This window comes from Chthoniobacter sp. (genome assembly GCF_040003245.1).
Taxonomy (GTDB): domain Bacteria; phylum Verrucomicrobiota; class Verrucomicrobiia; order Chthoniobacterales; family Chthoniobacteraceae; genus Chthoniobacter.
Genome location: NZ_JBDUCX010000064.1, coordinates 17,099 through 29,947 on the forward strand (window position 1 = coordinate 17,099; position 12,849 = coordinate 29,947).

The window sequence follows — 12,849 nt, forward strand, 5'->3', positions numbered from 1 at the left end:
GTGGAGTCTTCTTTTCGAACTACGGCTCAACTCACCTCTGTTATGAACCGAACGTTTCTTTCCACGATTTGTCTTTGCACCTTTATTTGCGGCACTGCGTATCCAGCATCGCCACCCACCCCGGCGCCGACAGAGGTTTGCGACATTGTTACTGTTATTTCACGTTTTCAAATTCCGCGAATTGACTTTCAAAAACCCACAACCCTCAAAGAAGCGCTTAACTTTATCTATCGCAAATACGAGGACGTCGACGGTGATCCTCGACCGACAAACTTCGTATTCGATGTCCGTTTGTCGGAGGCAACCCTCCAACGACGCGTGTCATTTCAGGCGAAAGACGTGACGATGATCCAAGCTTTGAACCTTGCGCTCACTAATGTTCCAGTCGCGCTGACGTTTGAACCAGGAAAGGTTATTTTTACTCCACTACCGCCCTCGGTAGATGCGTCTTCCCCGACGCGAAACCCATGACCGAACATCACCAACCTGCCGCGCGTTGATGGCGGCCCCGGGAATCGCGCGGCACCTTGCCGCATTCGCTGCCGGACTCGCCGCCCTCGCTACTTCGGGCTGCAGTACGGTGCGCTTTTACTCGCAGGCCATCGATGGCCAGGCGGAGATCCTCAATAAGGCGCGGCCGATTCCGGCGGTGATGCAGGACGATGGCGTGTCGGCACGCGTGAAGCAGAAGCTCACGGTCGTGGAGGACGCGCGGCGCTTTGCGGGTGCGCAACTCGAGTTGCCGGCGGATCGCGAGTATGCCCGCTACACGGACCTCGGGCGGCGGTATGTCTCGTGGGTGCTCTTCGCCGCGCCGGAGTTTTCGGTCGAGGGCAAGACGTGGTGGTATCCGTTTGTCGGCAGCCTGGAGTATCGCGGTTACTTCACCGAGAAAGCGGCGCGAGACGAGGCGAAGCGGCTCCAGGCGCAGGGGCTGGAGGTCTATGTCGGCGGGGTCGAGGCTTACTCCACGCTCGGCGTTTTCCATGACCCGGTGCTGAATACTTTCTTTCATCGCTCCGACGCCGAACTGGCCGAGGTGATCTTCCACGAGCTCACCCACGTGAAGCTTTTCCTCCCCGGCGATAGCGATTTCAATGAGGCCTTCGCCACGGCGAACGCGGAAGCCGCCGTGCGCCGCTGGCTGCGGTCCAAGGGTGATCGCGCCGCGCTGACTCGCTACGAAATCGCGCTGGCGAAGGACCGCGAGATCGTCGCCCTGCTCCTCGCGACCCGGGAGAAACTCCGGCAGGTCTACGCCCGCCGGGAATTTTCGCCGGAGCAAATGCGCGCGCGCAAAGCCCTCGTCTTCGCGCAGCTCCACACGGGCTATCTCGAGATTCGCCGCCGTCACCACGGCGATTCGCTCTATGACCAGGCCTTCGCCAAGCCCTGGAACAATGCGCGGCTCAATACGGTCTCGACTTACAACGATCTCGTCCCCGGCTTCGAGCGGCTCCTGCAGAGCCACGGTGGGGATCTTCATGCCTACTACACAGCGGTCGGAAAGATGCGGCACCTGAGCAAGGAAGAACGGCGGAAGCGGCTTACGGAGTGAGTGCTCAGTCCTCAGTTCTCAGTTCTTAGTATTCCGATTCGGGTGCCGATACTGAGCACTGAGCACTGAGCACTTCCTCCCTCCCCCTACTTCGTCACCGAGAAGAGCACCTTCCACCCAAACGTCGCCACGCCGCCGACCTTGTAGCCCACGGCGACGACGCCGATCGACAACGCGCCGATCGCATTCACGCCGCACGCCACGAGCGCGCCGAGGCTCACGACGCCGAGCGAAAACACGCCCACTGACACGACACCCAGCGAGATGAATCCGCCGGCGACAATGCCGATGGCCACACCGCCCACGGCGCGCTGCCCGATAGCGATCATCCCGCACGCCGTGCGCGCCTTTCCCTTGTCGTCGTGTCCGAAAGCGATGTGCACCAGTGGCAGCCCCATCCAGCGGAGGCGGCTCTCCCAGACGTAGCCCACCGCTTCGATCTGGGCACGCCCCGGCTGCAACGCGCCGCATTGCGGGCACGTGGCATCGCTGGCATTCACCGGGACGCCGCACTGGCGGCAGGGAACAGTCTGCATCACCCCCCACCCTGCTCATCGCCACAACCCGGAGGCAAGACCGCAGCCGCTTCTTTCCTTTCCCGGAAACACGGTTCCCTCCTAAGCCTTGCGTCCACCGCGGGTAGTGGGTAGGCGTAACAATTCGCCCTCGATTCCCCAGCCGCCTTCGGGTGACTTCATCCTCCATCCCTCATCCTTCCGCCTTTATGAAACCCTCCCTCCGTCTCCTCTTCGTCCTCGCACTGGCCGCCGGGCCGGCGTTCTCCAGTTTTGCGGCTGACGCGAAGCGCGTGCTCGTCGTCACCACCACCACTGGCTTCCGCCATAGCTCGATTGCCGTCGCGGAAAAGACGCTGCAAAAGCTCGGGGAGGAATCCGGCGTCTTCACGGTCGTCGATTTCGCGCGCCAGCCCGATATCCAGGTGCCCAGGAAGCCCAACAAGCCGAAGGACCTCGCCCCGGATGCGGACGACAAGGCCAAGGCCCGTTACGAGTCGGACATGAAGAAGTTCGACGCCGAAATGGCCAAGTGGACGCCGGAAGTGGAGAAGGACGCCAAGGACAAGCAGGCGCAACTCGACGCCGGCATCAAGCAGAGCCTCGAAAAGGTCAGCCCGTCCAATCTCGCGGCCAACAAGATCGACATGGTGATCTTCGCCAACACCACCGGCGATCTGCCGCTGCCGGACAAGGAAGGTTTCATCAAGTGGATCGAAGACGGTCACGCTTTCGCCGCGATGCACAGCGGCAGCGACACCTTCCACAAATTCCCCGGCTACATCGAAATGCTCGGCGGCGAATTTGAAACGCATCACGCCCAGGTGCCCGCCGACCTCGTGGCTGCCGACACCGCGCATCCCGCCAACGCCGGCCTCGGTTCGAAGTGGGACCTCAAGCAGGAAGAGATGTATCACATCAAGAGCCAGGACCGGTCAAAGGTGCACATGCTGTGGTTCATGCAGCACGACCCGAATGAAACGGCGACGCAGGTTTTCTTCCCCGTCTCCTGGTGCAAGCTGGCCGGCAAGGGCCACGTCTTCTACACCTCGCTCGGCCACCGCGAAGACCTCTGGAGCGATGATCCCGCCCTGCCCGGCCGCGTGAATACGCCCGAGATCAGCAAGCAGTACCAGGCGCACATTCTCGGCGGCATCAAGTGGGCCTTGGGATTGGCGGATGGAAGCGCCACGCCGAATCCGGAAGTGAAGTAGGGGCCGCGGCGGCCAATGGATAGTTGAGATTCGAGGCTTTGCGAGAAGTCCGCGGTGCCGTGGGGACAATTGGTAGTTGATAGCCGGTTTTCGGACTGCGGTGATCGCAGGCCAAGCCGTGCCATCCCTTGTTGCGGATTGGGTCCACCGCGTCCGCAAGCTTGCGACGGCTATCCACTATCCACTATCAACCATCCACTTCCTATCGCATCCACTTGTCCGCATAGTCGAGCCACACAGCCCAGTCTTCGCGGGTCATCGAATGTTTGCCGGGGCGGATATAGTAGCCCAGCCGGCTGGGCAATAGCTTGCTGACCTCGGGCATTTGCGTGGCTCCGAGGCCATCACCGGCGACCAGTTTGTAGACGGGATCGGCGGCGCGCAGCATGTCGAATTGCCCCGCCGGGTTGGCCCACAGATCCTCCGTCGCGCAGGAGAGCAGCACCGGCCGCGGCGCGCAGAGCGCGATCAATTCGTGCTGATCGAAAGGCAGTTTCGCCGGCTCGGTGTTGAATGCCTTGAAATTCCCGCTGAACCAATGGGGAAAGCTCGTATTGATGCGTTTCACGGTTTCGACGATCGACCGTCCATTCGCGCCTTCCGTGGAAAGCTCTGCCGAAACCCGGCACGGGGCGGAACCGCCGCAGCCTGCCTGGCTCGGGACCACCAGCGCAATGCGCTCGTCGAACGCGGCGGCGAGAAGCGCAGTCTTCCCATTGCGTGAATGGCCAACAACGGCGATGCGCTTCGCATCGAGCGCGGGATCGGTCACGAGATAATCCACCGCGCGGCTCAGGCACCAGGCCCACGCGGCGATGGTCGCGGTGTCGCTCGGGCCGCGTTCGGTGGAGCCCGCGGGCCGCAACTTCTGTAGCATCGCCTCCGCGGCGTCCTTGTCGTCGGGCACAAACTCGCTGTTCCAGAATGTCGCTACCGCATACCCATGCGCGATCGATTGATCCAGCGCCCACTTGTCCGCCTCCGAGCCGCGGCTCTGCTCGAGCGTCTCGCCCTTCTTCGACTTCCAGCCCGGCGGAACGAAGATCTGCGGATCGGGGAGCAGCGCAAGATTGCCATTGAAGTTCAGTCCGAGAAAAACCGGCGAGGGTTTCTTCGCATCATTTGGCGTGACCAGCAGCAGATGAATCTGCCCGCCTTCCGGATGCGACAGCGAAAGTGTGATCTCGCGCAGCGTTGCCTTGCCCCCGAGCGCCGCTTTGTCCTCGCGTGTGACCTTGGCAGTGACCTTCGCGGTCTCGGGCCAGGTGCCGTATTCGTAGTGCTGAAACAGCCGGCGCAACTCGGGTGCGCGTTTTTCCTGCCACGCTTCGCGCGTGGTCACGCGCTGGCCATCGCCGGAAACGAGCGCCTCGGGCAGGCTCGGGTTGGCGGGCAGCGACTGGGGATCGGGATAGGAGGTATCGGCGGCGCGGAGCGCGGCGGCGGTGGTCATGACGGCGAGAAAGACGGCGGCGTGGGGAAAACTCGGGGACATGCGCGAGCCTAACTGCAAATTCGCTTCCCCCGCCAATCGCAAATGTGGCTAGGCTGTGCGCGATGACCGATCCCTTGCCCGAGAAGCCGCGCCGCCGCCCGCGTTACTCCGGAAAAAATCCACGCCACTTCCACGAGAAGTACAAGGAGCACCAACCGGATCGCTACGCCACGGACGTCGAGAAAGTGCTGGCCAGCGGGAAGACCCCCGCCGGCACGCACCGCCCGATCATGGTGCGGGAGATCCTGGAAGTGCTCGCGCCACAGCCGGGCGAATGCGCCGTCGACGCGACGCTCGGCTATGGCGGTCATGCACGGGAGCTTCTGCCCGCGATCAACCCGGGTGGACGTCTCCTCGGCCTCGATGTCGATCCCGTTGAGTTGCCCAAGACCGAGGCCCGCTTGCGCGCCCTGGGCTTCGGCCCGGATGTCTTCACCGCGCACCGCAGCAATTACGCCGGCCTGGCCGCGCTGCTCGCCCACGAAGCGCCCGGCGGCGCTGACCTGATTCTCGCGGACCTCGGGCTGTCTTCGATGCAGATCGACAACCCGGCCCGCGGTTTCACCTTCAAAGTCGAGGGTCCGCTGGATTTGCGAATGAACCCTGAGCGCGGCCAGCCCGCCTCTGTCCGGCTCGCCTCACTCACTGCTCCCAAGCTCGAGCAACTGCTCGTGGAAAACGCCGACGAACCCAACGCCACGCTGCTGGCTCGCGCCATTCTGGAAACACAGGCGCGCACGCCGATCGCCACGACTACGGCTCTCGCCAACGTCATTCGCACAGCGCTCGCGCCCCTGCCTCGCGTCGAGCCCAACGATTCCATCCGCCGCGTCTTCCAGGCGCTACGCATCGCGGTGAATGACGAATTCAGCGCGCTCGATACGTTCCTGCGCCACTTGCCGCAGTGCCTGCGGCCCGGCGGACGGGTCGCCATCCTCACTTTTCACTCCGGCGAAGACCGGCGCGTCAAACACGCCTTCAAGGCCGGCCTGCAGGACGGCGCCTACACAGACATCGCCCGCGATGTCCAGCGGCCCGGCGCGGAGGAACTGCGCGCCAACCCCCGCTCGGCCAGCGCGAAGCTGCGCTGGGCGAGGAAGGCGGAAGATTCACGTTGAGGCCGCGAGCGCTGGAAGGCAGCCTCCTACCCAATGAACGTCGCCTTTTTCAGCACGAAGAAATACGACCGGTCGTCCTTTCTCGCCGCCAACGAGGAACGTCATACGTTGCGCTTTCTCGAGCCGCATCTTACCGCGGAGACGGTCGCCCTGGCCCGCGGCTCCGACGCCGTGTGTGTTTTCGTCAACGACACGCTGGATGCCGGCGTGATCGAGGAACTCTCGGCGCTCGGTGTGCGCCTCATCGCGCTGCGTTGCGCGGGCTTCAATAACGTAGACCTGCCCGAGGCGGCTCGGCTGGGCATCGCCGTCGGGCGCGTCCCATCCTATTCACCACATGCCGTCGCGGAATACACCGTGGGCCTGATGCTCACGTTGAACCGCCAGATCCACCGCGCGCACAACCGCGTGCGCGAAGGCAATTTTTCGCTGGATGGATTGCTCGGGTTCGATTTTCACGGGCGCACCGTCGGCCTCATCGGCACGGGCAAGATCGGCGCGATCACCGCGAAGATTCTCCTCGGCCTCGGCTGCGAGGTGATCGCCTACGATCCCTTTCCCAACAAGGAATGTGTGGCACTCGGCGTCGAGTTCGTGACGCTCAATCAGCTCTTCAGCAGGGCGCACGTCATTTCCCTGCATTGCCCGCTCACGCCGGAGAACCATCACCTCATCAGCGACCCGGCCCTGGCCAAAATGCGCGACGGCGTGATGATCATCAACACCAGCCGCGGCGCGCTGATCGATACCCGCGCGGTGATCGAGGCCCTCAAGTCGGGCCGCGTCGGCTACCTCGGGCTCGACGTCTATGAAGAGGAAGGCGACCTCTTCTTCGAGGACCTCTCGGACAAGATCATCGCCGACGACATCTTCATGCGGCTGCTCACCTTTCCGAACGTGCTCATCACCGGGCACCAGGCCTTTTTCACCCGCAACGCCCTGGAGAATATCGCCGCCACCACGGTGGCCAACCTGACGGAGTTCGAAACAACAGGCCGGTGCACAAACGCGCCGCCGGCCAAGTGAGCGGCGGGTCTTTCCTTGCGCGCATGGCAGACCGGCTCTACACAAGCTGCCCTATGAAACGCCTCGCCCTCCTCGCTCTTTGCCTCCTCGGCGCCGTCACGCTGCGCGCCGAAGACCCGGCCTCCTTCCCGGTCGGCGGCCTGACTTTCAAGCGGCCGGCGGATTGGACGTGGGTGCCGGTCAGCTCGCCCATGCGCAAAGCCCAGCTCAAGGTCCCGGGCGCCAAGCCGAACGAAGCCGCCGAGATCACCTTCTTTCATTTCGGTCCCGATGGCGGGGGCGACATTCAGTCGAACGCCCAGCGCTGGGTGAGCCAGTTCCGCGGCAATGAGAACGCCGCCAAGATCGAGGAACAGCAAATCGGCAGCGCGAAAGTGACGCTCGTCACCACGGAAGGCACCTACAGCAGCGGCATGCCGGGCGGCCCCGCGACCACGCTGGAAAACTACGCCCTGCTCGGCGCGATCATCGAGCATCCGGATGGCAACGTCTTCGTGAAAATGACCGGCCCCGCGCCGCTGGTGAAAGATTCCCGCAAGAAGTTCCTCGAGTTCCTGGCCACGGCCTTCCCGGCCAAGTAAGCCGCCGTGCCCTATCGTCCGCCGCATCGCAATCCCATGAGTTACTACGTCACCTCGTTCATCAGCATTGTCCATTTCATCAGCGATGACCTGATCCAATGCGATGCGACGACCCGCGTCGTGGAGCTCTTCGGCGATGAATTCGACGACCTCGATTTCGAGCTCGCGCTCTGCTGCTTCGAGGCCACGCACAAGGTCGCCTTCGCCGACCGCCTGTGGGAGTCGGATGCGGAAGAGTACGAGGAGATGACGATCGAAGAATTCCTCGAGGCCTTTGTCGACGCGCGCGAGCAACGCGATCCGCTCTTCGTCACCAAGCGCTTCCTTATGTTCCAGGAATCGCTGACCAAGGCCCTGACTGATGAGGCCGAGGGCGATCAATCGGAGGATTACTAGGCGTACGGGGAAGCGTTTCTTTCGACGCCGACGCCGACGCCGACTGGCGGAGCGGACGACCGTGATAGAAATCGTCCAACGTCTGATCAAAGTAGATCCAGCCCTTCGCGCTGGGGTGGCCAAAGTGATCCGCAAAAAACTGCGGGTCTTCGCCGAGGTCCGCGAAATCCACGACCGGCACCTGGTAGCGCTCCGCGAAGGCGCGCAGCCGCCACGCGTAGGCATCGATGCACTGGGGTGAGATGCCCATGCGTTCGAAATGCGCATACTCGATCGGCATGCTCAGCACGAGCGGGTCGAGACCGAGTTCCCGCAGCGCGCGCAACAGCAGTTCCAGGTCGCCCCATTCGTAGGAATACTGGAGTGCATGGAGAAACGCGCCATCGTTGGCAAATTGGCGCAGGCGCGAATCGGGCACATCCTCCGGCAAAGGCGTCCACTGCGTCTGCGCCGTCGCCAATAGCGCGTCCCAATTAGGCTGCGCTTCCTGCCGATCATGCGCGTGGCCCCGCCGGCGCTCCTGCTCCAACTGATCGATCACTTCGAAATGATCCTGCAGCCGGAACACCACGTTTTGCAGGCGGCCGAGCGGCACGCTGGCGAAGTAGAGCAACCGGTCCCGCAGGCGATCCCCGGCCAGCCCGCGCGCGGCCACCGCGAGCAGCGGCGACTGATCAAACACCTCGGGATAACGCAGCATCCGCCGGGCAATGGCGTGCTTGAGCCGCAGGCTCAGCGGAGCGCTGAAGAAAAGCTCGCTCGCCTGCATCGCGGAAAAATTTCCGGCGAAGCCATCGTGATTTGCCCCCTTGGTGATGAACCAACTCGGCGACACACAGATGGCCACCTTGCGTCCCCGCGCTGCCGCGCCGGAGGCCGCGATCTTCTCGAGCAGGATCAGCGAGGTGCAACTGGGGCGGCCCACCGGCGAAATGGCAAAGCCGGTGGGATATCGCGCAAAGAACTGGCTGGCCTTGTTCGGCGCCTTCTTGACCAGCTCCGAACTCCCATAGAGCGGCAACAAATCCGGCTGCGCAAAAGTCTCTTTCTGCCAGACGACCCCCAGGTCTTTCACCGATGAATTCTCCGCCGCCACGGTGTGGAGATCCCGCCGCTCCCGGCGGCACGCGCGGCCCGACTCCACTGCCACGCACAGCGCCGCCAGCGCCAGCGCCACTGCGGCCGCGCGGAGGTGCTGCCTGGGCGACGGGCGATCAGGAGGATTCATGCAGTGCCAAAGTTGCCCGAAACGGGCGGGGTGCAATCCGATTTCGTTCCGCGTCCAAAGCAACGGCCGGTGCCTTTTGCGAGGCACCGGCCGCCCCAACCAAGGAAAGATTTCGCACTCAGGGTGGCGATGGCAGACGGGGATTCAGGATCACAAAGGCGCGCCGTCCCTGGCGCTCGATATTGATCAGCACGCCTTTATTTCCCTTCGTGACGAGTCCGGTGGTGATGGCCGAGACACAGCCCGCCGCATCATTCACCGGCTTGCTCTCGACGCCCGTGATCACGTCGTCCGCAAAAATCTCGGCATGCGCCGCCGGGCTGCCCGCCGCCACACTCAGCACGTGCGCACCGGTGGGTTTCCCATCGCGCAATTTCAGCCCCAGTGTCTCCGCCTTCGCGCCGGGCGTGTCCTTGGCCGGCGCGACATTCGCCACTTTCGTCACTTCCATGGGCAGTTCGCCCGTGGCCACCGCGATTTGCAGGGTGCTCCCGGCGCGCCACACCGTGAGATTCACGGGTTGCCCGATCCTTTTCTTCAAGATGAGCCGCTGCAAATCGTGCGCTGAGTTCACCTTCACCCCGTCCACTTCGGTGATGACATCCGCCGGCCGCAGGTCGCTCTTGTAGGCGGGCGCATCGGCTTCCACCGTATCCACCACCACCCCCTGCTCGATGCCCACGAGATGCGCGCGCAGCGAACTATTGTCGGCCAGCGTCTCGATCCGAATCCCCAGCCACGGCCGCTGCACTTTGCCGGTGGCGATGAGCTGCTGGCCCACGTCCTGCAACATCCCCGCCGGGATGGCGAAGGCCAGGCCATGCCCGAGCCCATTGATCAGCGTGTTCATGCCCACGATCTTTCCTTCCACGTCGAAGAGCGGCCCGCCGCTGTTGCCCGGGTTGATGAAAGCGTCGGTCTGGATGTAGTCCTCGAAAAGAATCGTCGTCGAGCTCGGCCCCAGCAGGTTCGTCCGGTTTTTGCCGCTCACCCAACCGACCGTAAAGCTATAGTCCTGGCTGAACGGCGCGCCGATGGCACATACCATCTGCCCCACGCGCAATTTCTCGCTGTCTCCCCACTCCACGGTCGGCAGATCCTTCGCTTCGATCTTGATCACCGCCACATCCGTCCGGTCGTCTCCGCCGATGAGCTTCGCCGAAAAAGACCGTCCATCCTTCAGCCGCACCGTGAGTTTCTCCGCGTCGGCGACCACATGATGATTCGTCAGGATGTAGCCATCCTTCCGCACGATGAAACCCGAGCCCTCGCTGTGCGTCGGCGGTCCCGGCACTTTCGGCGTGTCGCGCCGCCCGGGGCGCCCGTCATCGAGGAAAAACTCAAAGCCCCGCGGCAATTCGTCGTCGTCATCGTTCGTCCGCTTGATGGCATCGATAATCACCACCGTCGGGGCCACCTTTTCGAAGACCTGCACGAAACCGTCGTCGATCGCCTTCAACAGTCCCAGCGCCGCCGCGCCCTTTTCCTTGTCCCCGTCCGCCGCCGACACTCCCGCCAGCGGCAGCACCGCGAGCGCGAGAAGCACGGCTGGGATTCGGAATGGCATGGCGGAGGAAGGTTTCGACACGCCATCGAAGTGACCGTTCAAAAGCGTTCGGGGGGAGAATAGCCGAAAAGCGCCGGAAGGCGAGCGGACGTTGACCTTCCCCCACCCCGCTTCTACGTTCTCCCCCCACCACATGGCCGGACTCATCATCAAACCTCGCTCCCGCATCCTCCACGGCCACGACTGGGTCTACGCCAGCGAGGTGCTCAAGGCCTTCGGGCAACCGGCCAATGGCGACGTCGTTTCGCTCAAGGACGGGCAGGACCGCCTGCTCGGCTCCGCCATCTACAATGCGCAGTCGCAGATCATCGCCCGGCGCTTTTCCCGGCAACGCCAGGACCTCGACCTCGAATTCTTCCAGCGCCGCCTGAAACAAGCCGTCGAGTATCGCGAACGGCGCAAGGTCGACCCACGGCTCTGCCGCCTCGTGTGGAGCGAAAGCGATGGCCTGCCCGGCGTCATTGTCGATCGTTACGGCGATCATCTCGTGGTGCAGACGCTGACCATGGCCATGGACCAGCGCAAAGCCCTGCTCACCGAAGCCCTGCAAGGCCTGCTTCATCCGAAGTCCATCATCGAGCGCAACGACGCGCCCATTCGCAAAGCCGAGGGCCTCGAACTGCACACCGGCGTCCTCGCCGGCGAAGCGCCCGCGCCCTTCGAGATCACCGTGGACGGCATCACTTTCCAGGTCGACCTCCTCCAGGGACAAAAGACCGGCTTCTATCTCGATCAACTGCCGAACTACACCGCCGTCGCCGCCCACGCCGCCGGGCGCAAGGTGCTCGACTGCTTCGCCAACCAGGGCGCCTTCGCCCTGGCCTGCGCCAAGGCCGGCGCCAGCCAGGTGCAAGCCATCGAGATCAGCGTCGAGTGCGTGGAACTCGTGAAGCGCAACGCCGAGCGCAACAACCTGAAGGTGGAAACGTATGCGGCCAATGTCTTCGACCTGCTCAACGACCTCGAGCGCCAGCAGGCCCGCTACGACCTCATCATCCTCGATCCGCCCTCCTTCACCAAGAACAAGGGCAAGCTCGGCGACGCCATGCGCGGCTACAAGGAGATCCACCTGCGCGCCCTCAAGCTCCTCAACCCCGACGGCCTGCTCGCCACCTTCTGCTGCTCGCACCACGTCAGCCGCGAAATCTTCATGGATGTGATCAACGAAGCCGCCGTCGACGCCAAAAAGACGTTGCGCCAGCTCGCGACCTACACCCAGGGCGCCGACCACCCCATCATCACCACGCTCCCCGAGACCGAGTATCTCAAAGGCTGGCTCTTCGAACTCGCCCCAGGGCGGTAGCCACCACCGACCAGGCAGTGCGCACGAATTGCGCGCGCCGAGCACCGGTGTAGGGCGCGTGTCCCCACGCGCCGGGCCAGAATCGGGATCGCAGCGCCATCCCGGCGCGTGGAGACACGCGCCCTACATCACACCGCCCTCGCCACTTCCGCGTTGCCAAAAAAAAACGGCAAATGAATGTCCTCCAGCCACTGCTTCATTCGTCGTATTAGGAACACCCGAACACCCATCAACCCATTTCATCACCCATGTCTGCCACTCTCACCACACCCTTGACCGGCGGATGCGCTTGCGGCGCGATTCGCTATGAATCCACTGCATTGCCCGTGGTCATGCTGCACTGTCATTGCCGGGATTGTCAGCAATCGAGCGGAGGGCCGTATTCGTCCTTCGTGGTCGTGCCGAAGGATGCCTTCCGGGTGGTGAAAGGCGAACCCCGCTTTCACCCCACGCCGAGTGAAGCGGGCGGCCACAACCGGCGCGGCTTTTGCGCCGCCTGCGGGTCGCCGATCCTGAGCCTGCCCGACGCGGTCCCGCAGATCGTGGGGATCCGGACGACGAGCCTCGATGATGCCAGCGGATTTCAGCAGCAGCTCGATGCGTGGACCTGCGACGCGCAGCCTTGGGATGTCATGAATTCCGCGCTGCCGAAGTTTGAGAAGTATCCTTCGTAACGGGCGGGCGGGCGCGGGTCCGCACTTTAGGTTTTGCGGGAGACAAACGCCAACGGCGTTTCATCATCCAGCCCAGGGTTGCGAGGCACGAGCTACCCTGGGTCCACGCCACGAGGGGTCTAACCCGGATATTTCATCCTTTCTGCAAAAAGTTAGCGAAGTCCCCGCGGTAAA

At 63.4% G+C, this 12,849-nt stretch carries 13 protein-coding genes; 9 read left to right on the plus strand and 4 right to left on the minus strand.

The features are described 5' to 3' along the window. Positions 1–42: 42 nt before the first annotated feature. Together ABJF10_RS11075 and ABJF10_RS11080 are read left to right on the plus strand one after the other, a co-directional pair. On the plus strand, positions 43–471 hold the full coding sequence (locus ABJF10_RS11075) for a hypothetical protein (protein WP_348544627.1): 429 nt from the start codon (positions 43–45) through the stop codon (positions 469–471). A 28-nt stretch (positions 472–499) separates the two neighbouring features. After that, the gene (locus ABJF10_RS11080; RefSeq protein WP_348544628.1) at positions 500–1,558 is read left to right on the plus strand and encodes an aminopeptidase; all 1,059 of its coding nucleotides are present in this window, start codon (positions 500–502) and stop codon (positions 1,556–1,558) included. Between the two features lie 86 nt (positions 1,559–1,644). On the opposite strand, the gene ABJF10_RS11085 is transcribed toward ABJF10_RS11080, so the two are convergent. Then, positions 1,645–2,094 carry a hypothetical protein gene (locus ABJF10_RS11085; protein WP_348544629.1) on the minus strand — a complete coding sequence of 150 codons (450 nt, stop codon included), beginning with the start codon at positions 2,092–2,094 and terminating at the stop codon, positions 1,645–1,647. Between the two features lie 188 nt (positions 2,095–2,282). Here ABJF10_RS11085 and ABJF10_RS11090 point away from each other — a divergent pair, with 188 nt between their 5' ends. Continuing rightward, positions 2,283–3,287, plus strand: a complete 1,005-nt coding sequence (locus tag ABJF10_RS11090) for a ThuA domain-containing protein (protein ID WP_348544630.1) — start codon at positions 2,283–2,285, stop codon at positions 3,285–3,287. Positions 3,288–3,489: 202 nt separating this feature from the next. On the opposite strand, the gene ABJF10_RS11095 is transcribed toward ABJF10_RS11090, so the two are convergent. Further along, the gene (locus ABJF10_RS11095; RefSeq protein WP_348544631.1) at positions 3,490–4,782 is read right to left on the minus strand and encodes an acetylxylan esterase; all 1,293 of its coding nucleotides are present in this window, start codon (positions 4,780–4,782) and stop codon (positions 3,490–3,492) included. Positions 4,783–4,844: 62 nt separating this feature from the next. On the opposite strand from ABJF10_RS11095, the gene rsmH reads away from it, so the two are divergent. From rsmH to ABJF10_RS11115, 4 genes are read left to right on the plus strand one after another with little or no spacing between them, the layout of a single operon-like run. Next, a complete protein-coding gene (gene rsmH, locus ABJF10_RS11100; protein WP_348544632.1) occupies positions 4,845–5,900 on the plus strand; it encodes a 16S rRNA (cytosine(1402)-N(4))-methyltransferase RsmH in 1,056 nt (351 codons plus the stop codon). A gap of 33 nt (positions 5,901–5,933) precedes the next feature. Next, complete coding sequence (locus ABJF10_RS11105) at positions 5,934–6,926, plus strand: 2-hydroxyacid dehydrogenase (protein ID WP_348544633.1); 993 nt, start codon at positions 5,934–5,936, stop codon at positions 6,924–6,926. Between the two features lie 53 nt (positions 6,927–6,979). Next, positions 6,980–7,507 (plus strand): hypothetical protein, encoded by a 528-nt coding sequence (locus ABJF10_RS11110; protein WP_348544634.1) that lies wholly within the window; start codon positions 6,980–6,982, stop codon positions 7,505–7,507. A gap of 36 nt (positions 7,508–7,543) precedes the next feature. Next, the gene (locus tag ABJF10_RS11115) at positions 7,544–7,903 is read left to right on the plus strand and encodes a hypothetical protein (protein WP_348544635.1); all 360 of its coding nucleotides are present in this window, start codon (positions 7,544–7,546) and stop codon (positions 7,901–7,903) included. Here ABJF10_RS11115 and ABJF10_RS11120 read toward each other — a convergent pair. Further along, positions 7,833–9,131, minus strand: coding sequence for a D-alanyl-lipoteichoic acid biosynthesis protein DltD (locus ABJF10_RS11120; RefSeq protein ID WP_348544636.1), 1,299 nt, complete (start codon positions 9,129–9,131; stop codon positions 7,833–7,835). The two genes, ABJF10_RS11115 and ABJF10_RS11120, sit on opposite strands and share 71 nt — an antisense overlap. Before the next feature lie 118 nt (positions 9,132–9,249). Then, a complete protein-coding gene (locus ABJF10_RS11125; protein ID WP_348544637.1) occupies positions 9,250–10,698 on the minus strand; it encodes a trypsin-like peptidase domain-containing protein in 1,449 nt (482 codons plus the stop codon). A 133-nt stretch (positions 10,699–10,831) separates the two neighbouring features. On the opposite strand from ABJF10_RS11125, the gene ABJF10_RS11130 reads away from it, so the two are divergent. Together ABJF10_RS11130 and ABJF10_RS11135 are read left to right on the plus strand one after the other, a co-directional pair. Beyond that, a complete protein-coding gene (locus ABJF10_RS11130; protein WP_348544638.1) occupies positions 10,832–12,001 on the plus strand; it encodes a class I SAM-dependent rRNA methyltransferase in 1,170 nt (389 codons plus the stop codon). Between the two features lie 248 nt (positions 12,002–12,249). After that, positions 12,250–12,675: a GFA family protein gene (locus ABJF10_RS11135; RefSeq protein WP_348544639.1), complete on the plus strand. Its 426-nt coding sequence runs from the start codon at positions 12,250–12,252 to the stop codon at positions 12,673–12,675. Positions 12,676–12,849: the final 174 nt, after the last annotated feature.

Coding starts and splice junctions, on each gene's coding strand:
- ABJF10_RS11075 (WP_348544627.1), top strand. CDS start 43: ATGAACCGAACGTTTCTTTCCACGATTTGTCTTTGCACCTTTATTTGC.
- ABJF10_RS11080 (WP_348544628.1), top strand. CDS start 500: ATGGCGGCCCCGGGAATCGCGCGGCACCTTGCCGCATTCGCTGCCGGA.
- ABJF10_RS11085 (WP_348544629.1), bottom strand. CDS start 2,094: ATGCAGACTGTTCCCTGCCGCCAGTGCGGCGTCCCGGTGAATGCCAGC.
- ABJF10_RS11090 (WP_348544630.1), top strand. CDS start 2,283: ATGAAACCCTCCCTCCGTCTCCTCTTCGTCCTCGCACTGGCCGCCGGG.
- ABJF10_RS11095 (WP_348544631.1), bottom strand. CDS start 4,782: ATGTCCCCGAGTTTTCCCCACGCCGCCGTCTTTCTCGCCGTCATGACC.
- rsmH (WP_348544632.1), top strand. CDS start 4,845: ATGACCGATCCCTTGCCCGAGAAGCCGCGCCGCCGCCCGCGTTACTCC.
- ABJF10_RS11105 (WP_348544633.1), top strand. CDS start 5,934: ATGAACGTCGCCTTTTTCAGCACGAAGAAATACGACCGGTCGTCCTTT.
- ABJF10_RS11110 (WP_348544634.1), top strand. CDS start 6,980: ATGAAACGCCTCGCCCTCCTCGCTCTTTGCCTCCTCGGCGCCGTCACG.
- ABJF10_RS11115 (WP_348544635.1), top strand. CDS start 7,544: ATGAGTTACTACGTCACCTCGTTCATCAGCATTGTCCATTTCATCAGC.
- ABJF10_RS11120 (WP_348544636.1), bottom strand. CDS start 9,131: ATGAATCCTCCTGATCGCCCGTCGCCCAGGCAGCACCTCCGCGCGGCC.
- ABJF10_RS11125 (WP_348544637.1), bottom strand. CDS start 10,698: ATGCCATTCCGAATCCCAGCCGTGCTTCTCGCGCTCGCGGTGCTGCCG.
- ABJF10_RS11130 (WP_348544638.1), top strand. CDS start 10,832: ATGGCCGGACTCATCATCAAACCTCGCTCCCGCATCCTCCACGGCCAC.
- ABJF10_RS11135 (WP_348544639.1), top strand. CDS start 12,250: ATGTCTGCCACTCTCACCACACCCTTGACCGGCGGATGCGCTTGCGGC.